Annotated in this window: 16 protein-coding genes and 2 pseudogenes; 9 read left to right on the forward strand and 9 right to left on the reverse strand. The window is 75.3% G+C overall.

Features of this window, described 5'->3' with window-relative positions:
- Positions 1-4 precede the first annotated feature (4 nt).
- On the reverse strand, positions 5-1,093 hold the full coding sequence (locus MUU72_RS07110) for a bile acid:sodium symporter family protein (RefSeq protein ID WP_248012263.1): 1,089 nt from the start codon (positions 1,091-1,093) through the stop codon (positions 5-7).
- A gap of 216 nt (positions 1,094-1,309) precedes the next feature.
- On the opposite strand from MUU72_RS07110, the gene MUU72_RS07115 reads away from it, so the two are divergent.
- From MUU72_RS07115 to MUU72_RS07130, 4 genes are all read left to right on the forward strand, one after another.
- Entirely contained in the window at positions 1,310-2,173 is an 864-nt protein-coding gene (locus MUU72_RS07115) for a LysR substrate-binding domain-containing protein (protein ID WP_248012264.1), read from the forward strand.
- Between the two features lie 420 nt (positions 2,174-2,593).
- Positions 2,594-4,420, forward strand: coding sequence for an AMP-dependent synthetase/ligase (locus MUU72_RS07120; RefSeq protein ID WP_248012265.1), 1,827 nt, complete (start codon positions 2,594-2,596; stop codon positions 4,418-4,420).
- A gap of 111 nt (positions 4,421-4,531) precedes the next feature.
- On the forward strand, positions 4,532-5,365 hold the full coding sequence (locus MUU72_RS07125; protein ID WP_308403786.1) for an aldo/keto reductase: 834 nt from the start codon (positions 4,532-4,534) through the stop codon (positions 5,363-5,365).
- A 206-nt stretch (positions 5,366-5,571) separates the two neighbouring features.
- Entirely contained in the window at positions 5,572-6,360 is a 789-nt protein-coding gene (locus MUU72_RS07130) for a VOC family protein (protein ID WP_248012266.1), read from the forward strand.
- Positions 6,361-6,482: 122 nt separating this feature from the next.
- Here MUU72_RS07130 and MUU72_RS07135 read toward each other — a convergent pair whose 3' ends face one another.
- The gene (locus MUU72_RS07135) at positions 6,483-7,466 is read right to left on the reverse strand and encodes a class I SAM-dependent methyltransferase (RefSeq protein ID WP_248012267.1); all 984 of its coding nucleotides are present in this window, start codon (positions 7,464-7,466) and stop codon (positions 6,483-6,485) included.
- Between the two features lie 128 nt (positions 7,467-7,594).
- Between MUU72_RS07135 and MUU72_RS07140 the strand changes: the two genes are divergently transcribed.
- Entirely contained in the window at positions 7,595-8,641 is a 1,047-nt protein-coding gene (locus MUU72_RS07140) for a DUF1266 domain-containing protein (protein WP_248012268.1), read from the forward strand.
- 181 nt (positions 8,642-8,822) lie between these two features.
- A complete protein-coding gene (locus MUU72_RS07145; protein ID WP_248012269.1) occupies positions 8,823-9,743 on the forward strand; it encodes a YihY/virulence factor BrkB family protein in 921 nt (306 codons plus the stop codon).
- A 36-nt stretch (positions 9,744-9,779) separates the two neighbouring features.
- On the opposite strand, the gene MUU72_RS07150 is transcribed toward MUU72_RS07145, so the two are convergent.
- Positions 9,780-10,091 carry a 4a-hydroxytetrahydrobiopterin dehydratase gene (locus tag MUU72_RS07150; RefSeq protein ID WP_248012270.1) on the reverse strand — a complete coding sequence of 104 codons (312 nt, stop codon included), beginning with the start codon at positions 10,089-10,091 and terminating at the stop codon, positions 9,780-9,782.
- Between the two features lie 186 nt (positions 10,092-10,277).
- Between MUU72_RS07150 and MUU72_RS07155 the strand changes: the two genes are divergently transcribed.
- Positions 10,278-11,090: a helix-turn-helix domain-containing protein gene (locus tag MUU72_RS07155; RefSeq protein ID WP_248012271.1), complete on the forward strand. Its 813-nt coding sequence runs from the start codon at positions 10,278-10,280 to the stop codon at positions 11,088-11,090.
- Positions 11,091-11,111: 21 nt separating this feature from the next.
- Here MUU72_RS07155 and MUU72_RS07160 read toward each other — a convergent pair whose 3' ends face one another.
- The 3 genes and pseudogenes from MUU72_RS07160 to MUU72_RS07170 form a co-directional block, all read right to left on the reverse strand.
- Positions 11,112-11,513 (reverse strand): nuclear transport factor 2 family protein, encoded by a 402-nt coding sequence (locus MUU72_RS07160; RefSeq protein WP_248012272.1) that lies wholly within the window; start codon positions 11,511-11,513, stop codon positions 11,112-11,114.
- A 205-nt stretch (positions 11,514-11,718) separates the two neighbouring features.
- Entirely contained in the window at positions 11,719-13,095 is a 1,377-nt protein-coding gene (locus MUU72_RS07165; protein ID WP_248012273.1) for an amino acid permease, read from the reverse strand.
- A 326-nt stretch (positions 13,096-13,421) separates the two neighbouring features.
- A pseudogene (locus tag MUU72_RS07170) lies at positions 13,422-14,153 on the reverse strand (alkaline phosphatase family protein); the annotation flags it as partial.
- Here MUU72_RS07170 and MUU72_RS07175 point away from each other — a divergent pair.
- Positions 14,125-14,571: pseudogene (locus MUU72_RS07175) on the forward strand (hypothetical protein); the annotation flags it as partial. The pseudogenes MUU72_RS07170 and MUU72_RS07175 sit on opposite strands and share 29 nt — an antisense overlap.
- 187 nt (positions 14,572-14,758) lie before the next feature.
- Here the strand turns inward: MUU72_RS07175 and MUU72_RS07180 are convergent.
- The 3 genes from MUU72_RS07180 to MUU72_RS07190 all read right to left on the reverse strand — a co-directional run bounded on the left by MUU72_RS07180 (position 14,759) and on the right by MUU72_RS07190 (position 18,566).
- Positions 14,759-15,787 carry an MBL fold metallo-hydrolase gene (locus MUU72_RS07180; RefSeq protein ID WP_248012291.1) on the reverse strand — a complete coding sequence of 343 codons (1,029 nt, stop codon included), beginning with the start codon at positions 15,785-15,787 and terminating at the stop codon, positions 14,759-14,761.
- A 545-nt stretch (positions 15,788-16,332) separates the two neighbouring features.
- On the reverse strand, positions 16,333-17,925 hold the full coding sequence (locus tag MUU72_RS07185) for an aminotransferase class I/II-fold pyridoxal phosphate-dependent enzyme (protein WP_308403787.1): 1,593 nt from the start codon (positions 17,923-17,925) through the stop codon (positions 16,333-16,335).
- 104 nt (positions 17,926-18,029) lie between these two features.
- On the reverse strand, positions 18,030-18,566 hold the full coding sequence (locus MUU72_RS07190; RefSeq protein ID WP_248012274.1) for a GNAT family N-acetyltransferase: 537 nt from the start codon (positions 18,564-18,566) through the stop codon (positions 18,030-18,032).
- A gap of 432 nt (positions 18,567-18,998) precedes the next feature.
- Here MUU72_RS07190 and MUU72_RS07195 point away from each other — a divergent pair, with 432 nt between their 5' ends.
- On the forward strand, positions 18,999-20,480 hold the full coding sequence (locus tag MUU72_RS07195) for a bifunctional phosphatase PAP2/diacylglycerol kinase family protein (protein ID WP_248012275.1): 1,482 nt from the start codon (positions 18,999-19,001) through the stop codon (positions 20,478-20,480).
- Positions 20,481-20,546 lie beyond the last annotated feature (66 nt).

The raw sequence follows: 20,546 nt of genomic DNA on the forward strand, positions 1-20,546 counted from the left end.
CGGGTCACGCCCGGCGCCGGGCGGCTTCCCGGGCCGCGCCGGCCCCGTGGGGCGAGGCGGACCCGGCGCCGTCCACCGGGGCGGCGGGTGCCGCCCCCGGGGCGGGCGCCTCCTCGAGGTCCGCGCGGGCCGCGTACCGCTTGGCGAGGACCGCGCACACCATCAGCTGCATCTGGTGGAACAGCATCAGCGGCAGCACCGCCAGCCCGGCCTGGGCCCCGAAGAGGACGCTGGCCATCGGGAGCCCGGCGGCCAGCGACTTCTTGGAGCCGGCGAAGGTGATCGCGATCCGGTCCGCGCGCGGGAAGCCGAGCTTCTTCGAGCCGTACGAGGTGAGCGTCAGCATGGCCGCCAGCAGCACCGCCTCCACGCCCAGCAGGCACAGCAGCCGCAGCGGGGAGACCTGGTGCCAGATGCCCTGCACCATGCCGGCGCTGAACGCCGCGTAGACCACCAGCAGGATCGAGCCGCGGTCGACGTAGCCGAGGACCTTCTTGCGGCGGGTGAGGAAGCCGCCGACCCAGCGCCGCAGGAACTGCCCGGCGAGGAACGGCAGCAGCAGCTGGCAGACGATCGAGACCAGCGAGTGCGCGGAGAAGCCGCCACCGTCGCCGTGCAGCACCAGCCCCGCCAGCAGCGGCGTGACCACGATCCCCACCAGGCTGGAGAACGAGCCGGCGCAGATCGCCGCCGCCACGTTGCCGCGCGCGATGGAGGTGAACGCGATGGAGGACTGGACCGTCGAGGGCACCAGGCACAGGAACAGCAGCCCGGTGTACAGGGCGGGCGGCAGGACGTACGGCACCAGGGCGCGGGCCGCCAGGCCCAGGACCGGGAAGACCGCGAACGTGCAGGCCAGGGTGGTCAGGTGGAGGCGCCAGTGGCGCAGGCCGTCCATCGCCTCCCGGGTGGAGAGCCGGGCCCCGTAGAGGAAGAAGAGGAGGGCGACGGCGCCGGTGGAGGCGCCGTCGGCGACGGTCGCGGCGGTCCCGCGGGCGGGCAGGAGGGCGGCCAGCCCGACCGTACCGAGCAGCGCGAGGACGTAGCCGTCCACGGGGAGCCAGGAGGGCAGGCGGAACACAGGGCGGCGCATGGTCTCTCTTCGGGGTCGGCGGCTCACGGCCGGTGGCACCGGCGTGCCCCTCCAGGGTGCCGGGCCGGGTGGCGATCGGGAACCCTGCTTACCGTGGTGACTGTCATCATGGAAAGCGATGGACGCAAGGACGGTACGGGAAGGCGAGGGCCGGGCAGGGGGCGGGGGTCCGGGTCCGGCGTGCGGGGGTGTGACAGGAGTGGGGAGGCGGGGACCGTGTTCGAGCCCGTGCAGCTGCGGACGTTTCTGGCCGTGGCGCAGACGCTGAGCTTCACGCAGGCCGCGCACCGGCTGGGGCTGCGGCAGTCCACCGTGAGCCAGCACGTGCGGAAGCTGGAGGAGGCGGCCGGGCGGCGGCTGTTCGTCCGGGACACCCATGCCGTGGACCTCACCGAGGACGGCGAGGCGATGCTGGGGTTCGCGCGCACCATCCTTGCGGCCAACGAGCGGGCGGCGGGGTTCTTCGCCGGGACCCGGCTGCGCGGGCGGCTGCGCTTCGGGGCGTCGGAGGATTTCGTGCTGACCCGGATGCCGGAGGTGCTGGAAGGGTTCCGGCGGGACCATCCGGAAGTCGATCTGGAGCTGACCGTGGAGCTGTCCGGCACGTTGCACGAGCTGCTGGCGGCCGGCCGGCTCGACCTCGTCCTGGCGAAGCGGCGTCCGGAGGGCCCGCGGGGGCGCCTGGTATGGCGGGACCGGCTGGTGTGGGTGGGCGGTGAGCGGCTGCGGCTGGATCCGGGGCGGCCGGTTCCGCTGGTCGCCTTCCCGCCGCCGGCGGTGACCCGGGCGCGGGCGCTGGAGGCGCTGGAGCGGCAGGGCCGGGAGTGGCGGATCGCGTGCACCAGCGGAAGCCTGAACGGGCTGGTCGCCGCCACCCGCGCCGGGCTCGGCGTGATGGCGCACTCCCTGGGGATGATCCCGCCGGGCCTGGTCCGGATACCGTCCCGGGCCGGGCTGCCGGACCTGGGCGACGTGGACTTCGCGCTGCTGCACGGGCCGCGCGGGGGTGCGGCGCGCGGCCCGGCCGAGGCGCTGGCCGAGGCGATCCTGGCGGGCGGGGACCGGCTGCACCTCCCGTAGGGCTTGGTCCGGACCACCGCCTACTGCCGCGTACCGCCCGGAATCCGCCGTACCGCTTGGCGGTTCCGGTCACCCTGCCCGGGGCACGGGCGCGAGCCGCGGACCGTCGGGGCGCGGCGCCGGATCTCCCGCGAACCTCCCGGGAACCTCCCAGGGATCCACGCCATTTCCCGGAATGCGGCTCCGACGTGCTCCGATGCCGCGCCGGATGCAGAGATTCGGTGCAGATCCGGTCCCGGGGCGGTGTTCGTCCGGCGACGGAACGCCCGGATAATGTCCACGGTTACCCGAAGTAACCCGATTTCCCGGCCTGGCCGGTTCCGGTTGCCCGGCCGCCACAGCGTGGTACCGCACTCCCACCCACCGTCGCCGTGGGGTACGGTCGCGGCCTTGTGAGAAGCACCACGAGGAGCTGGGTCATTGCGCGAGTTCACCGTCCCTCCTTTGGCGACCGCGCCGCGGGTCGGCGGGCTGGCCGACTCGGTCTACGACCACGCGGACTCCGATCCCGGACGGACCGCGCTCGCCCGTAAGGACCCCGACGGCCGGTGGCGGGACGTCTCCGCCGCGCAGTTCCGCGACGAGGTCCTCGGACTCGCCAAGGGCCTGCTCGCGCAGGGGATCCGGTTCGGTGACCGGGTCGCCATCATGTCCCGCACGCGCTACGAGTGGACGCTCTTCGACTATGCGCTGTGGTCGATCGGCGCCCGGTCCGTGCCCCTGTACCCCACGTCGTCGGCGGAGCAGGTCTGCTGGATGCTGCACAACGCCGAGGTCTCGGCCTGCCTGGTGGAGCACGAGGACCACGCGATGACGGTCGGCTCGGTCGTCGGCCGCCTCCCCCAGCTGCGGAAGCTCTGGCAGCTGGACGCCGGCCCGGTGGCCGAACTGACCGCGGCCGGTGCGCACATCGACGACGAGGTGGTGCACCGGCACCGGATGGCGGTCACCCCCGACGCCACCGCGACGATCATCTACACTTCCGGCACCACCGGCCGCCCCAAGGGCTGCGTGATCAGCCACGCCAACTTCATGGCCGAGGCCGACAACATCGTGCTGCGGTACGACAAGGTCTTCCGCTCCAAGCCCGGCGACGAGGCGGCGACCCTGCTGTTCCTGCCCCTGGCTCACGTCTTCGGGCGGATGGTGCAGGTCGCGGCGGTCCGCGGCCGGGTCAAGCTCGGCCACCAGCCGGAGCTGTCGGCGCGGGCGCTGCTGCCGGACCTCCAGGCGTTCCGGCCCACGTTCATCCTGGCCGTGCCGTACATCTTCGAGAAGGTGTTCGCCGCGGCCCGGCGGCGGGCGGAGAGCGACGGCAAGGCCGGCCCGTTCGACAAGGCGGTCGAGGTCGCGGTCCGTTACGCGGAGGCGCTGGAGAACAAGGCGTTCGGCACCGGGTCCGGGCCCGGCGCCTCGCTGCGCATGCAGCACCAGCTCTTCGACAAGCTGGTCTACAGCAAGGTCCGGGACGCGCTGGGCGGCCGGGTGCGGCACGCGATGTCCGGCGGTTCGGCGATGGAGCGCCGGCTGGGCCTGTTCTTCGCCGGGGCCGGTGTGCGGATCTTCGAGGGCTACGGGCTGACCGAGAGCACCGCGGCGGCCACCGCCAACCCCCCGGAGCGCACCCGCTTCGGGACCGTCGGCACGCCCGTTCCCGGGACCACCGTGCACCTCGCCGACGACGGCGAGGTCTGGCTCTACGGGGGCCAGGTCTTCCAGGGCTACCACAACGACGCCAAGGCGACCGACGCGGTGCTGCACGACGGGTGGTTCGCCACCGGGGACCTCGGCGCCCTGGACGAGGACGGCTATCTGACGATCACCGGCCGGAAGAAGGAAATCCTGGTCACCTCGGGCGGCAAGTCGGTCTCGCCGGTGCCGCTGGAGGAGCGGGTGCGGGCGCATCCGCTGGTGGCCCAGTGCATCGTCGTCGGCAACGACCGGCCGTTCATCGCGGCACTGGTGACGCTGGACCCGGAGGCGGTCGCGCACTGGCTGGCGCTGCGCGGCAAGCCGGAGATGCCGCCGCGGGAGCTGGTGCGCGACCCGGATCTGGAGACCGAGATCCGGCGCGCGGTGGTGGCCGCGAACACCCTGGTCTCGCAGGCCGAGTCGATCCGCACGTTCCGGATACTGGCCCACCAGTTCAGCGAGGAGCACGGGCTGCTCACCCCGTCCCTGAAACTCAAGCGCAAGGCCATCGAGACGGCGTACGCGGCGGAGGTGGACGCGCTGTACCGGGGGTGAGGGTCCGGTCCGCCGCTCGGAGGATCCGTCCGGGGGCGCGGGAATGTCCGGGGGCGGACGATCGTTGTAGGCGTGAGTACCACGCAAGCCGACGTAAGGATCGAATTCCCCGTGAGCACGGTTCCGTCCATCACGCTCCACAACGACGTCACGATGCCGCAGCTCGGCTACGGCGTCTGGCAGATCCCCGACGAGGAGGCGTTCACCGCCGTCGGCCACGCCCTGGAAGCCGGCTACCGCAGCATCGACACCGCCGCGATCTACGGCAACGAAGAGGGCACCGGCAAGGCGCTCGCCGCCTCCGGCCTCCCCCGCGAGGAGCTCTTCGTCACCACCAAGGTCTGGAATTCCGACCAGGGCTACGACGCCACCCTCCGCGCCTTCGACGCCTCGCTCGGCAAGCTCGGGCTGGAGTACGTCGACCTCTACCTGATCCACTGGCCGCTGCCCTCCCGCGACACCTACGTCGACACGTACCGGGCGCTGGAGAAGATCCAGGCGGAGGGCCGCGCGAAGGCCATCGGCGTCTCGAACTTCCTCCCCGCCCATCTGGAGCGGCTGCTCGGCGAGACCTCGGTCGTCCCGGCGGTCAACCAGATCGAGCTGCACCCGTGGCTCCAGCAGGCCGAGTCCCGCGCGTACCACGCCCGGCACGGCATCGCCACCGAAGCCTGGTCGCCGCTGGGCCAGGGCAAGGGCCTGCTGGCGGACGCGCAGATCGCCGCTCTCGCCGGGAAGCACGGCAGGACCCCGGCCCAGATCGTCCTGCGCTGGCACCTCCAGCTGGGCAACGTGGTCATCCCGAAGTCGGCCACCCCCGCCCGGATCCGGGAGAACTTCGACGTCTTCGGCTTCGAGCTGGACGACGCCGACCTGGCGGCCCTGGCCGCCCTGGACGCCGGCAACCGCCTCGGCCCCGACCCGGCCACGTTCGACGTCGCCTGAGACACGGCCGGCCCGGTGGCGCCGCCCGTCCCCTTCCTGCGCGGAGGGGCGCGGGCGGCGCCGCGCGCGTCCGGGGCGGCGGCGGTCCCGAGTGGCGGGGTCGCCGGGCGGCGGGAAATGTGGAGTGAGGAACGGCCGCAGCCGCGCCGGCCGCCGAGGTGCGGCTGCCCCGCCGGCAGCCACCGCCCCGCCCCGAGGAGGCACCGATGCCCGAGGTCACCACTCCGTACGCGCCCGGGACGCCCTGCTGGGTCGATCTCGCGGCGCCCGACCAGCAGGCCGCCCTCGACTTCTACGCGGGAGTCCTCGGCTGGGTCGGCGAGATCGGCCCCGCGGAGACCGGCGGCTACGCGGTGTGCCGGCTGAAGGGGCAGCCCGTGGCCGGCGTCATGGCCGCGGTCCCGATGGGCGACCAGCCCGCCCCGCCGACCGTCTGGACCACCTACCTGGCCTGCGCCGACGCGGACGCCGCCCGGCGCTCGGTGGAGTCGGCCGGCGGCACCGTGCTGACCCCGGTCGTGGACGTGATGTCGCTGGGCCGGATGTTCATCGCCGCCGACCCCACCGGGGCGGTGTTCGGCGTCTGGCAGGCGGTGGACTTCCCCGGTGCCGGTGTCGTCAACGAACCGGGCGCGCTCATCTGGAACGAGCTGAACACCACCGACCGGTCCGCCGCCTCCGCCTTCTACCGCGCCGCCCTCGGCATCGAGTCGTCGGCCATGGCGGGCGTCGAGCACTACGACGCGCTCCAGGTGGACGGGCGCCCGGTGGGCGGGATGCAGCCGATGCCCGAGCACCTGCCCGCCGACACGCCCTCGCACTGGCTGACGTACTTCGCGGTGGCGGACACCGACGCGGCGGTCGCCGAGGTCCGCGCGGCCGGCGGCAACACGATCATGGAGCCGTTCGACATGGTCGCCGGCCGGATGGCGGTGGTCACCGACCCTCAGGGCGCGGTGTTCGCCCTGATCCGCCCGAAGCCGATGGAGGGGTGACACGGTAGCTGACGGGGCGTCAGCCCTGCTGCCGCGCGCCTGGGTTGCCGCCCCGCCGCCCCGCCGCTTCCCCCGCACCCGCGTCCCGTCACGACTCAGGCGCTGTCACGGCTCCGGCGCTGTCACGGCTCCGGCGCGCAGGCGGTGTGCACCGTTTGGGCGGAGAGCAGGAAGACGTCCGGGCGGCGGGTGACGCCGGCCGGGTCGTGGGGGTCGGTGAGCCGGGTGAGGGTGCTGAGGTCGTCGGGGTCGAGGCGGTCGCCGTACTCCTCCGCGGCGCGGCTGAGGTTGGCGTGCAGGTACCGGCGGGCCGGGTCGGGGAGCGGGGCCGGCAGGTCCAGCAGGAACGTGCGGCTGCGCGGGGTGCGCAGACCGGCGTTGGCGAGGAAGGCGGGCCAGTCCTCCAGGGTGTCGGTGGCGTCGGGCAGCGCGGCCCGCATCTCGGTGAACCAGTCCTCGGCGGCGGCGTCCAGGCGCGCCTGGAGGCCGGGGCGGCCGATGCCGATGTCGCGCGGCAGGAAGCGCGGCGCCAGACCGCCCTCGCAGACCGCCAGCAGCCCGCCGGGGCGCAGGTGGGCGGCGAGGGCGGCGACCGCGCCGCGCTGGTCGCCCACGTGGTGCAGGGCCTTGCTCGACCAGATCAGGTCGGCCCCGCCGAGCGCGTCCAGGCCGTGCGGGACCTCGGCGTGGTGGGTGTGGACCCGGTCGGCCAGGCCGAGGCGGGCGGCGCGGGCCCGGGCGCGCTCCAGGAGCGCCTCGGCGGCGTCCACCGCGCTCACCTCGGCCTCCGGGAACGCCCGGGCCAGCAGGCAGCTGACCACGCCGGGGCCGCTGCCGACGTCGAGGATGCGGCGGACCGGCCGGGGCCGCCCGGCGCCGTCTGATGCCGGGGCAGGGCGGTGGTCCAGCAGCTCCCGCAGCCAGGCGGCGGCCTGTTCGTACACCGGGGTCTGGATCTCGGCGCCCCGTTCCAGGAGCGGGCCGAGCACTCCCCAGTCGATGGCGGCACCGTCCCGGCCGGCGCCGCCGTGGGCGTGGCCGCCGCCGGCGCGGAGCGGTGGACTGGCGGGTGAGTGCCCGGGCACGGGCCGGTCGTGACTGGTCATGGCAACGAGCCTCCGATACGGGGTGGTCCGGCGGCAAACGACCGGGCCGGTGCAGGGCGGAACGGCCCCTGGTACCGGCCCGGGGCCGAACCGCCGTAGGGTCTTGACCTGTGGGTACTCCGGGATGGATGCCGCCGACGGACACCGAGCGGCGGCTGTACGAGGCAACGGCACGTGCGGACGGGGACGGGCAGGTCGCGGCGATCGCCGGTGAGGACCTGTATCTGGCGGTGCCGCAGCCGGGTCAGGATCCGCTGCCCGTCTACGACGATCCGGTGGCGGGCGGTAAGTGCATTCCCGTACTGACGCGCGGCATGCTGCCGCCCTGGGAGCCGCAGACGCTCTTCGACCGGGTCTCGGTCGAGGAGCTGGCCCAGGACTGGCCCCACGACAAGTGGCATCTGGCGGTCAATCCGGGCACGCCGTTCGCCGCGTACCTGCGCGCCTCGCCCGCCCACCGCGCCGCCTGGCTGCGGGTCCGGGCGCAGGTCGGGGTGCGGCCGGGCGGGCTGCTGGTCACGCACCACGGCGGGCCGCTGCACGGGCCGGTGGCGCAGGGGCTGGCGTGCGGCGCGCCGCTGGCGGTGCACCACAGCGTGCCGTGGAACGAGCTGGGGACGGCCTTCTTGGACTACGCCGCGGACGCCGAGACGCTGCGCGGGCAGTGGTCGGTGGCCGATCCGGGGAGCTGGCAGCAGCGGTTCGAGCAGCTGCTGGGCGGGCAGTTCGTGCCGGCGGAGACCGAGGCGGCGCTGCGCGCCCGGGCCGCGGCGCCGTCCGGGGCCGCGGCGCCGTCCGGGGCCGCGGCGCCGGAGGTCCCCGAACCGGTGGGCCGGTACGAGGAGCGGTTCCGGGCCGACGGGCTGCTGCCGGCCGGCGGCCGGGTGGCGTCGCTGGCCGCGCTGGACCTGGCGCACGCGGTCGGGCTGGTCCGCTGGGGTCTGGGCGCGCGGCTGTGCGCACCGCCGCAGGCCGAGCAGGCGGTGGCGCGGGTGGGGGCCCGGGCCGCGGAGGTCTACGGCGGGTGGGAGGAGTTCGCCGCGGGGTATGCGCTGGGGCGGGTGCTGGCGTTCGACGGCGGCTGGTTCGGTCCGGTGTACGCCGAGACGGCGCATCTGCACCGGGTGCTGACGCAGGATCCGGGTTCGCCGTGGCGGGCGCTGCCGTTCGGCTGACGCGGCCGCGGGCGGGGTGGCCGCCGGCCCCTCGCGGGGGCCCGCGGCGCCGGGGGATGATGCAGGACCGGGAACCGGGGACGATACCGGACCAGTTGGACAACGGAGGACGGGTACCACATGGGCGGGAGCGGTATGGGGGGCGGCGCGGGGCGGCGGGGCCGGACGGCGGGGGTCCGGCATGGAGGCTGAGACCGCGGCGTCCGCCGCCCCGGCGCGGACCGGGCCCGAGCGCCCGGCGCGCCGGGCGGGCTGGAAGCGCTACCGCACGGCGCTGCGCCGCACGCCGCTGGCCGTCTGGCACGACGACCTCACCGACTACGCGGCGAGCCTGACGTACTACTCGGTGCTGGCGCTGCTGCCGTCGGCGATCGTGACCATCTCGCTGATCGGGCTGGCCGATCCGGCCGGCACCGAGCAGCTGATCAACCACCTCAGCTCGATCGCCCCGGCCGAGTCGGGGGCGACGGTCCGGCACGCGCTGGTGGTGATGGCGCAGCAGCGGACCGCGGCCTGGGTGGTGGTCGGCGGTGCGGTGGTCAGTGCGCTGTGGTCGTCGTGCAGCTATCTGGCGGTGTTCCGGCGGGCGCTGCACGCCATGCACCGGACGAAGGACGACCGGCCACCGTGGCGGAAGGTGCCGCGGATCCTGATGACCGCGCTGCTGCTGATGGCGCTGCTGATCAGCAGTGCGGTGGCGCTGCTGGTGAGCGGGCCGGTGGCGACCGCGGCGGGCCGGATGCTGGGCTTCGGCGAGGGCGGCGAGGCGCTGTGGAACCTCCTCCAGTGGCCGCTGCTGCTGTTGCTGGCGACGGTCCTGGCGATGGTGCTGTTCCGGTCCGGGCCGCCGAACTCCCGGGGGGTGCGGCGGGCCGGCCCCGGCGGGGTGCTGGCGGTGCTGCTGTGGCTGGTGTCGTCGGCGGGCTTCGCGTTCTACGCGTCGTACGTCGGCACCTTCAACCGGCTGTACGGGTCGCTGGCCGGGCCGGTGGTGTTCCTGATCTGGCTGTGGTTCTCGAACCTGTCGCTGCTGTCCGGGGCGCAGTTCAACGTGGAGCTGGCGCGGGCCGGCCGGGTGGTCAGGCAGCGCCGTCCGAGCTGAGCGAGCCGGGGCGGGCCGGGGCGGCGGGCGGTCCGGTCAGCGCGCGCCGTGCCCGGCGGCGATCTCCTCGATGCGGCGGGCCAGGCCGAAGTCCAGGTAGGTGATGCGGCCGCCGGCGCTGTGGGTGGTGACCGAGGCGGTGAGCCGGTTGTAGCCCAGGGTCAGTTCGGCGTGGTGGCCCAGCTCCTCCTGGATCTGGGCGATGTGGATGACCATGGCGGCGGCCTGGAAGTGCCGGTCGAAGCGGTAGGTGCGGTGCAGGAGGGAGTCCTGTGCCGCCCAGCCGGGCAGGTCGAGCAGGCGGTCCTGGATCTCCGCGTCGTCGAGGGGGGTCACCTGTGCGCTCATCACGTTCGCCTTTCGCCGGGCCGGTCGCCGCCGTCGGGGTGCGGCGGTCCCAGCCTGGCACGCGGGGCCGCCGTTGCGCGCCCTTCCACGCGGGGCGCGGGGCCGCGGGCGGACGCCCCGCGGGCCGCCCGCCCGAACGCGGAATTACCCCCGCGAACAGGCGTTTGATCGACTACCGTCCCGGCCATGACGACTGCCACGGCGTACGCGCCGGAGACCACGGGCGTCGGCGCCCTGCTGCGGGAGTGGCGCGACCGGCGCCGGATCAGCCAGCTGGAACTGGCCCTGCGCGCCGACTCCTCCGCCCGCCACATCAGCTTCATCGAGACCGGCCGCGCCCGCCCGAGCCAGGAGATGGTGCTGCGGCTGGCCGAACACCTCGACGTACCGGTGCGGGAGCGCAACGCCCTGCTGATCGCCGCCGGATACGCCCCGGCCTTCCCGGAGACCCCGCTCGACGACCCGTCGATGGCGGCGGTCCGCGCCGGGATGGCGCAGCTGCTGGCCGGCTACGACCCGTACCCGGCGCTGGTGTGCGACGGCATGTACACCGTGCAGGCGGCCAACCGGGGCATCGGGGTGCTCCTGGAGGGCGTGGATCCGGAGCTGCTCCGGCCGCCGATGAACGCCATGCGGATCACCCTCCACCCCCGCGGGATGGCGCCCCGGATCCGCAACTTCCGGGATTGGCGCGGGCACCTCTTCGACCAGATGGACCGGCAGCTGGCCCTGCTCCGGTCCTCGCCGCTGCGCGCGCTGTACGACGAGGTCAGCGGCTATCCGCTGCCGGACGGCGGGCGGGAGACCGCGACGGCGGGCGAACACCCGCCGTTCGCCCTGCCGCTGGTGATCGAGCACCGCGGCGCCGTGCTGTCCTTCCTGTCGACCATCGCCACCTTCAACACGCCGATGGACGTGACCGTCTCGGAGCTGGCGCTGGAGGCGTTCCTCCCCGCCGACCCCGAAACGGCCGAGCACCTGCGCGCAGTGGCGGGGTGAGGGCCGCCCCGCAAGGGTGCTTCACATCGCCGGGACGCGGTCCAGGAAGCCGGAGACCGCGCGGATCCGGCCGTCCGCGGCCAGCCGCACCACGTCGAAGCCGGCGATCGGCGCCGACCCGTCCGGCGCGACCAGCTCCCAGCCGAACCGGGCGATGTCGTGGTGCCCGTCCACCGCGCCGAGCGGCCGGAACACGAACCCGGCGAACTGCTGCTGCGCCCCGGCGATGGCCGCCGCGAGCCCGTCGTGGCCGGCCACCTCGACCAGCGGGTCGGTGTAGGTGGCGTCCTCGGTGAACGCGGCGGCGACGGCGGCCTTGCGCTCGCCCTCGCCGGTGGCGTTCCAGGCCGCGAGGTACCGCTCGGCGGCGGCCGCGTGGTCGATGGCCTGCTCGGGGGCGCCCTGCTGCACGTGCTGCGACATCACGAACTCCTGGTGGTATCCGTCGGGGCACCGGCCCGACCGGCCGGCGCTTCGCTGACGAGCCGTCAGCTGCGGTCCACGGGCCGGAGTGCGCCGGCCCGTGAACCGATGCCACGACTCTGCCGGAGGGCGGCCAAAGGGTCGATTACTCGCCGGGTAATGCCGCCGGCCGCAGGGCGCCCCCCGGGGCGGCGGGCCGGGCGGGTCAGCGCACGGCCGACCCGACGGCCTGGGGCTCCTGGGCCTCCTGGGCCGCTTCCTCGGGGGCCGCCGCGTCACCGGTCCCGCGGCGCCGCTCCCCGGACCGCCGGGCCGCCATCAGCGCGTACACCAGGATCCCGGCGAAGAGGAACAGCACGCCCTGGTAGATCGCGGCGTAACCGGCGCCGGCCACCAGCCAGAAGGTGAAGCCGAAGGCCACCAGGGCGAGCACCAGGTCGCGGACGAAGCGGGCGGGGCGGAGCCGGTCGCGGCGGCCGGTGAGCAGGAAGTAGATCTGCGCGCCGGCGGCCAGGAGGTAGGGCACGGTGGCCGAGAAGGTGGTGATCAGCACCAGGATCTCGAAGACACCGCCGCTGCCGAGCAGGTAGTTGATCACCGTCAGGGCGCTGGCCAGCACCGCGGCGGCCAGCACGCCGAACGTCGGCACCCCGCGCCGCTTGGTGAGGAACGCGGCCGGGAACAGGCCGTCCTTGGCGGCGGCGTACGGGGACTGGGCGCTCATCAGCGTCCAGCCGTTCAGCGCGCCGACGATGGAGATCACGGCCGCGGCCGCGATGACCGTACCGCCCCACTGGCCGCCGAACATCGCGTCCACGGCGTCGGAGAACGGCGCCTTGGAGTGCACCAGCTTGTCGTGCGGGACGGTGCCGAAGACCGAGAGGGTGCCCAGGAGGTAGACCACGGCGGCACCCAGGGTGCCCAGGACGGTGGCCCGGCCCACGTTGCGGCCGGGGTCGCGGACCTCGCCGGCGCTCATCGCCGCGGACTCCACGCCCACGTAGCTGTAGAGCAGGATCGCGGCCGCCGCGGACAGGCCGCCGAGGGTGCTGCCGCCTCCCTCGTGGAACGCGCCGAGCTTGTGCGGGTCGAAGAAGAACATCCCGACCACCGCGATGAACAGCAGCGGCACGAACTTCAGGACCGTGGCGACCAGCTGGACCGCGCCGACGTACCGGGTGCCCGCGAAGTTGGCGAGCGCCGGCAGCCACAGCGCGGCCAGCGCCACCAGCAGGTCCACGCCCCGCGACTGGTGGCCCGGGAAGAGCACGTGGACGTAGCCGACCGCGGCGACCGCCAGCGCGGCGTTGCTGACCCACGTCATCGTCCAGTAGGACCAGGCGGAGAGGAACCCGGCGAAGTCGCCGAACGCCTCGCGCGCGTAGACGTACGGGCCGCCGGTGTCCGGGTGGCGGCGGGCGAGCTTGCCGAAGACCAGGGCGAGCGAGATCGCCCCGAGGGTGAGCACGCCGAAGGCGACCAGGCTCACCGTGCCGAAGGGGGCGACGGAGGCCGGCAGCAGGAAGATGCCGCCGCCGATGATGTTGCCCATGACCAGGGCGGTGGCGGTCAGCAGATTCATCCGGAACGGACGGGTGCCCGGTGCGGGCTGGTCAGCGGAGGCAGGGATGACCTCTGCGGCGGGATCGCGGTGCATGTGTGTGACGCGTCTCTCATCGTGCTGGTCTCGCCGGGGTGCCGGCTCAGCCCATGGTCACCGCCCGCCCGCACGCCTCAAAATCGCCGCGAATCCTCCCGCCGGGCGGGCCCCTGGAGCGAAGATCTGCGGCGGCACCGCCCGCCGGCCGGACGTCCCCGGGACACTTCCGGGCACCGGCGCGGCCCGGCCGCACCGTCCCACCGCCCGCGGCACGGCGGCTCACCGGGCCGGCGGCCCGCTCTACGGGCCGGCGCTCGGCTCGGCGGCCGCACCGCGTCGGCCGCCCCGGGCCCGAACGGCGTCAGCGGGTCGGGCCCGGTCACCGCCCGGTGGCGAGGTGGTGCTCCCCGCCGTCCGGGCCGAGCACCACCGGGCCGTGCGTCGCCGAGCGGACCAGGACGAAGCCGATACCGGGGTGGCCGGCCAGCGCAGGGAGCAGCGCCGGGTGGCGGCGGTCCAGTTCCTCCCGCGTGGCCCGGCCGGGGAGGTCGGGGAACGACACCAGCCCGAGCCCTTCCCGGAGGCCGGGACGACGGGGTGGGCAGGGCGGCGGGGGTGCTCACCGGGGCGGTGCTTCCGGGGGCGCCGGGGCCTGCCCCCGGCCCCCTCCGGCCGGCCGCCGTCCGGCCCGCCCGGGGGCGCCCCGCCGGTCGCCGCCTCCGGGTCCGCGGCCCCCTCCGGGCGGCCCAGCGCCGCCCGGGCCGCCTCCCGGGCCTCGGCGCCACCGGGAGCACGCCCGACCCGCCGCGCATCGCCCCGCCGCCGGCCAGCCCGCACCCGGCGCGGACCAGGTCGCCCAGTGTCAGCCCGTAGCGGTCCCGGAAGGTCACGCCGGGGCTCTGGCCGTGGTCGGACAGCAGCACGATCCGGTACGGGCGGGACGCGTGCCGGGCCGCCTCGGCGATCAGCCCGACGCACCGGTCGAGGCGGCGCAGCACCTGATGGGTGTCGCGGTGCGCGGGCCCCGAAGGGTGGGCGACGCAGGCGCAGCGGAAACTGCGGGAGCACGGCGTCCTGGTGCTGGTGCTGTCCCGTCTGGTCCCCGCGGGCCGGATTCCGGTGATGCTGGCGTGCCTGTTCGCCGCGACGCCGCCCCGGCGCTTCGCCCGCGGCGACCTCCCGGCCTGCCTGGCCCGGGCCGCGGCCTACGAACTGATCGGGTCGCTCAGCGGCTCCCTCTTCCGCGAACCCTGGCAGGGCGTGGCCGCCGCGAGCGGCCTGACCGTCCACCTCGGCGCCGCACCGGCCCTGGGGCGACGCCTGACACCCGCCCGCCGGCGACAGCCCCGCCGTGCGGGGGCAGGCGGGGCGAACGACACCCGGGGCGGGGCGGGCGACGCGGCGACGGGTGGCGACCCGGTGGCGGGTGGCGCCGACGGGGGACCCGGGGGCAGGTGACGCTGGGGCGGCCGCCCCGGGGCAGGCCACGGCACACCGTAGTGCGGCGGCAGGTGACGCAGCAGCGGCAACTCGGCGGCAGGTGACCGCACCTCGCGACGCGGCGGCAGACCGTAGCGGGGCAGCAGACCGTAGCGGGGCGGCAGACCGTAGCGGGGCGGCAGGTGACGCGGTGCCGTAACGCGGCTCAGCGCTCGGGCAGCACCCGCGACGCCCCCACCGCCAGGTCCCACAGGTCCGACTGCGGACGGCCCGCCGCCGTCCACGCGGCCCGGACGCGGTGCAGCGGCTCCAGCGGCGGTTCGGCGGAGAGCAGGAACGTCGCCCAGTGCATCGGCACCAGACACCGCGCGCCCAGGTCCCCACAGGCCCGCACCGCCTCCTCCGGGTCGGTGTGCACCGGCCGCAGCATCCAGCGCGGGTCGTACGCCCCGATGGGCAGCAGCGCCAGGTCGATGTCCCGGTAGCGGCGGCCGATCTCCTCGAACCAGTGGCCGTAACCGGTGTCCCCGGCGAAGTGGATCCGCCGCCCATCGGGGGCGGTGAGCATCCAGCCGCCCCACAGGGAGCGGCAGGTGTCGGTCAACGTCCGCTTGCTCCAGTGGTGCGCGGGCACGAAGTCGATCCGCACCGGGCCACCGGGGCCGGGCAGTTCCACCGCCTCCCACCAGTCCAGGTCGGTGACCTGCGTGAACCCGCGCCGCCGCGCCCAGACCGCCAGCCCGGCCGGCAGCAGCAACGGTGTCTCGCGCGGCAGCCGCTTCAGCGTCGGCGCGTCCAGATGGTCGTAGTGGTTGTGGCTGATGACCACCGCGTCGATGGCCGGCAGGTCCTCCCAGCGGACGCCGACGGGCGTGACCCGGGGCGGCGTGCCGAGGATCTTGCGGGACCAGACCGGGTCGGTCAGAACGGTCAGCCCGCCGATCCGGACGATCCAACTGGCGTGCCCGGCCCAGGTCAGCGCGACCGTCGAAGGGCCGGCGTCCGGCATCGGGCCTGGTTCGAAGGGGAGTTGCTGGATCTGCTGGAGCGTCTGGGGTGCCGGGCGGAGCTTGCCCTCCCGCGCGATCCGGGCCACCGCGCGCACGCCGGGCAGCGGCGCGGTCAGCCGGTCGGTGAAGTCGCGGGGCCAGGTGCGCGGCTCCCCCAGGGGCCGCGGCTCGGTGAGCGGGGGCGGCACCGTGCCGGGCACCGACGCCGCCCCGTACCCCGCCATGCCCCCGGCAGTACCGTCGGCCATTCCGCCACCAGCCTCCTCTGTAACGGCGTCAAGGTCATCGTCGACGGCACCGGACACGCCGCCGCGGGGGCGCTGTCCGGTGCCGGAGGGTTCGGCGAGGGAGCGGCGGGCGAGTGAGCGCTCGGTCTGTTCGGTCATCCAGGGGCTCCATTCGGTGGCCGGGCGGAACCGGAGTCGCGAGGCGGACGGGCGGATCGGGACGAGGGGGATGAGTACGGCAGGGGAGATAAGTGCGGCGAGTGGGGTCAGTGGGGCGAGCGGGAGTGGTCGGCAGCTGGAGGCGGCGGCTGGATCGTGAGCGGGAACGGACTCGGGCCCGGGAGCGGGCTCGGGCCTGGGAGCGGGAGCGGTCTCGGGCCCGGGACCGGACTCGGGCCTGGGAGCGGACTCGGGCCTGGGAGCGGTCTGCGGCCCGGGGGCGGGCTTCGGTCCGGGCTTCGGTCCGGGCTTCGGCCCGGACTTCGGCCCGGGCTTCGGCCCGGGCTGCGGCTCGGGCGCCCGTGGAGGCGAACGGGCCGTTCTCAGCGGTCACTGCCGCCCTCATACGGGCCGCCCCCGTCCTGCCACCGGTACCGCCCGTCGCCTCCGCATCCCTTCCTACGGTCGGCAGGCCCGGCCGTTCCGGTGGCCCCGGTCGTTCCGGTCTCACCGGCCCCTCCGGCCCCTTCGGCCTCGTCAGCCTGATCGTTCCCCTCTGGCCTACCGGGCCTACCGGGCCCACCGGGCCCACCGGGCCTATCTGCCGCGCCTCCCCCATCTGCCGCTGTGGCCCTGCCTGTTTCCGCCTGCCCGCCCGTCCCGGGCTTCCCGCCGGCCCCGCCTGCCCTGCCAGCACCACCGGTTCCGCCTCCCCCGTCTGTCCCGCCCCCTCCGGACCCTCCAGCCGCTTCCGGGGCTTCCGGCGCTACCGGGGCTTCCGCCAGTTCCGCCAGCACCTGCCCCAACGACGCCAAACCGGCCCGCACATGCGGCAGTTCCAGCGGGTCCGCCGCCTCCAGGACCCGCTGCCGCAGCTCCATATCGGCGCCGAGCAGGGCGTCCGCCCCCAGCCGCACCCGCAGGGCATCAGGATCGTCCTCGAAGCGGTGGCCGCCGCGGGCCGCCCAGGGCGCCAACTCCCGTTCCAACGCTCCCGAACCGGAGACGCCGTGGGCGGCGAGCGGCTGCCGCAGCGGCTCCAGATCGGCGTACAGGCAGCTGCCGGCATGCGGCGGGCGGCACAGCGCCCCGGCCGCGGTCAGGGTCCGGTGCAACGCCCTGGTGAGCGCCCCGTAGACCCGGGCGGCGGCCGCGGTCCGCTCCCGTACGGCCTCCGGTTCCCCGAGCGCGTGGACGACCGGCCCGACCAACGGGCCGGGCAGGGGCGTGCGCAGCCGGGTGAGCGTGTGCAGCACCGCGTCCCTCAGGACGGCGCCGCGGCGGGTGCCCGGAAAACGGGCCAGCGCCGCCGGCCAGGAGGCGGGCAGCAGCGCGTCCCGCAGATCGGTCAGCACCACGACCTCGCCGGGCAGCATCTCGGCCGGGCTCAGCACCACCGTGTCGTGCGGATCGTGCAGCAGATCGCGGCGCGACTCGTCGCTGATGACCCACAGCCCCTCCTCGGCCGCCGCCTCGCACACCTCGTGCAGCTGCTCCGGCGGCGGGCACGTCCCGGACGGGTCGTCGGCCACGGAAAGCACCAGAACCCGCGGTGTGTCGCCGTGCATCCGGGCCCGTCGTACGGTCTCCAGCAGGGCGAACGGATCCGGCAGGCCGCCCGACTCGGCCGGCACGGGCGTCAGGTGCACCGGCCGTCCGAGCAACCGGGCGGGCGGCGCGTACCACTGGGCGCACGGCCGCGGCAGCAGGACCGCCCCGTCGGCCGCCGCATACAGGGCGAGGAGCAGCGCGGGCGCCCCGGGGGCGGCGAGGACCCGGTCGGCGGGGGTGAACAGACCGCGCCGCTCCCAGTAGCCGCAGGCGGCGGCACGCAGCGGCGCGGAGCCGCCGGGAGGTTCGGGGGCGGTGCGGCCGGCGGCCGCGGAGAGGTGCGCGGCGAGCTCCGGGAGGACCGGCAGGCCCACCGGCGGGGCCGGTCCGGGCTCCCGCTGCGGATCCGGGACGGTCCGCTGCATCCGTACCTCCACTCCACGGCGGCCGGTCGATCGTGGGCCCCTCATATGATGCGCGGCCCCGACCACCTTCGCAGATCAGGCGGGTGGCGGCGGCGGACGACACGTCAGCGGAGGGTGACCGCTGCGCCGGGCGTGCGCGCCGGCGCGTCGTAGTGGTGCACCTCCACCTCTTCCGCCGTCGCGCCCGCGCCCCACCACTGCCGCTCGGTGCACCGGCGCACCCAGCCCCGGCGCTCGTACAGGGCGACGGCCGCCACGTTGGAGGTCTTCACCTCCAGGACGAGCCGCAGGCCGCGGGCGGCCGCCTCGGCGTCGATGGTGTCCAGCAGCCGGGCGCCCAGGCCGCGGCCGTGGGCACCGGGCGCGACGTAGAGCCGGCTGACCTCGTTGCCGCACAGGGCGGCATGGCCGACGACCTTCCCGTCCAGTTCGGCGACCCAGGCGGCGGTCATCCCTGCCGGGGTGAGCCAGCCCGCCGGGTCCCCGGGCCACTGATGGGGGTACCCGCTGTGCACGTGCACGTCGGCGAGCACCGCCACACAGGCCCCGAGGTCCTCCGCCTCGCGCCTCCGGACCCGCCCCTGCTCCGGCCGCACACCCCCACCGGAACCGCCCGGCTGCCGCCCCCGCTCCCCAGTCATGGCTCCCCTTTTCCTCACGGCCGATCGCCCTCGCGGCCGATCGGCCTTGCGGCTGAATCGTTCCCGCCGCCCCTCGCCGCGGTGGCTGATGCGTCCGGCGGGCCCGACCGTCCCCGTGACCGATCGCTCCCGTGGCCGATCCTCCCCTGGCCGGTTGGCCCACGTGACCGCTCGCCGTCATGACCGCTCGTTGACGGGACCGCTCGTTGACGGGACCGCTCGCCGTCGTAGCCGCTCGTTGGCGTGGCCGCTCGTTCCTCGTGGCCGGCGGCCGTGTGCCGCGCAGCCCCAGCAAGTTACTTCAGCCACCCTCACACCTCCTACCCCAACAATCCACCCGCCCACCCCGGCACCTCTCCCTCCCCAGCGCCCCCTACCCCCCATCAGCCTCTCCCCCGCCTGCCGGCCCCCTCCCCCGGGTACACGGCACCCATGCGAACACTCCTCACCACCCTCGACCGCCGGGCCTTCGACCGGATCGCCGCCCGCGACTGGCCCGGCGCCCAGCGCGTACTGCCCCGATTGACCCGCAGCGCCAACCACGGGCTGCTGTGGTTCGGGCTCGCGGCCGGTGCGGCGGTGCTCGGCGGCCGGCCCGCGCGCCGGGCCGCGCTGCGCGGAGTGGCCTCCCTGGCCCTCGCCTCCGCCACGGTGAACACCCTCGGCAAACGCTCCGTACGCCGCGCCAGACCGGTCCTGGACGCCGTCCCGGTGATGCGGCGGGTCCGCCGGCAGCCCTTCACCTCCTCGTTCCCCTCGGGGCACGCGGCCTCGGCGGCGGCCTTCGCGACCGGTGTCGCCTTCGAGAACCCGTGGTGGGGCCTCGCCCTGGCACCGGTCGCGGCCTCCGTGGCGTTCTCCCGCGTCTACACGGGTGTGCACTACCCGGGCGACGTACTGGCCGGGGCCGCCCTCGGCGTGGGCGCCGCCCTCGCGATCCGCGGCCTGGCGCCCACCCGCTCCCAACTCGCCCCGCCGGCCCGCCCGCGCGCCGAAGCGCCCGCGCTGCCCGGCGGCCGCGGCCTGGTCGTCGTCGCGAACCCGGGTTCCGGACAGCGCACGGGCCCGCTCCCGGACCGGACCGCCGAAGTGCACCGCGTACTGCCGGAAGCCAAGGTGGTGCTCTGCGGCGCCCCGGACGGCCCTCCGCTGGACGAGGGGCTGGAGCAAGCCGCCGAGCTGGCCCGCGAGCTGGGTGGCGCGCTCGGAGTGCTCGGCGGCGACGGCACCGTCAACGCGGCGGCCGCGGTCGCGGTACGCCATGGCCTGCCGCTCGCCGTCCTGCCGGGCGGCACCCTCAACCACTTCGCCTACGACCTGGGGATCGAGAGCTACGCGGACGCGGCGCGCGCCGTGGAGAGCGGTGAGGCCGTCGCCGTGGACCTGGCCCGCTTCCGGTCCGGCCCGGAGGACGAGGGCCGGTACTTCCTCAACACCTTCTCCGTCGGCGTCTATCCGGAGCTGGTACGGATCCGGGAGCGGTGGGCGCACCGGATCGGCGCCTGGCCCGCCGGAGTCCTCGCCGCCTGGCACGTACTGCGCACCTGCGAACCGCTGAGCGTGGAGATCAACGGCGAACGGCGCACCGTCTGGCTGCTGTTCGCCGGCAACTGCCAGTACCGGGGCCTGGGCGCCGCACCGGTACGCCGGCACGACCTCGCCGACGGCATCCTCGACGTCCGGGTGGTGCACGGCGGCCGGCTGGCCCGGACCCGGCTCCTCGTGGCCGCCCTCCTGGGCACCCCGCGCCGCTCCCCCGTCCTGGCCGAGGCCCGGCTCCCCCGCCTGGCCCTCAGCGGCCTCCCCAGCGGCACGCCCCTGGCCTACGACGGCGAAGTAGCCCCGCTCACCGGCAACTTGACCCTGGAAAAGCACAACGAAGCCCTGACCGTCTACCGCCGCGTTCCGACCTGAGCTGTTGGGCGGGGGCCCCTTCCCCGGGGGCCCTCCCCCCCGGGCCCCTCCCCCCGGGGCCGCCCC

It is taken from the genome of Streptomyces rhizoryzae (assembly GCF_023155275.1).
GTDB lineage: Bacteria > Actinomycetota > Actinomycetes > Streptomycetales > Streptomycetaceae > Streptomyces > Streptomyces rhizoryzae.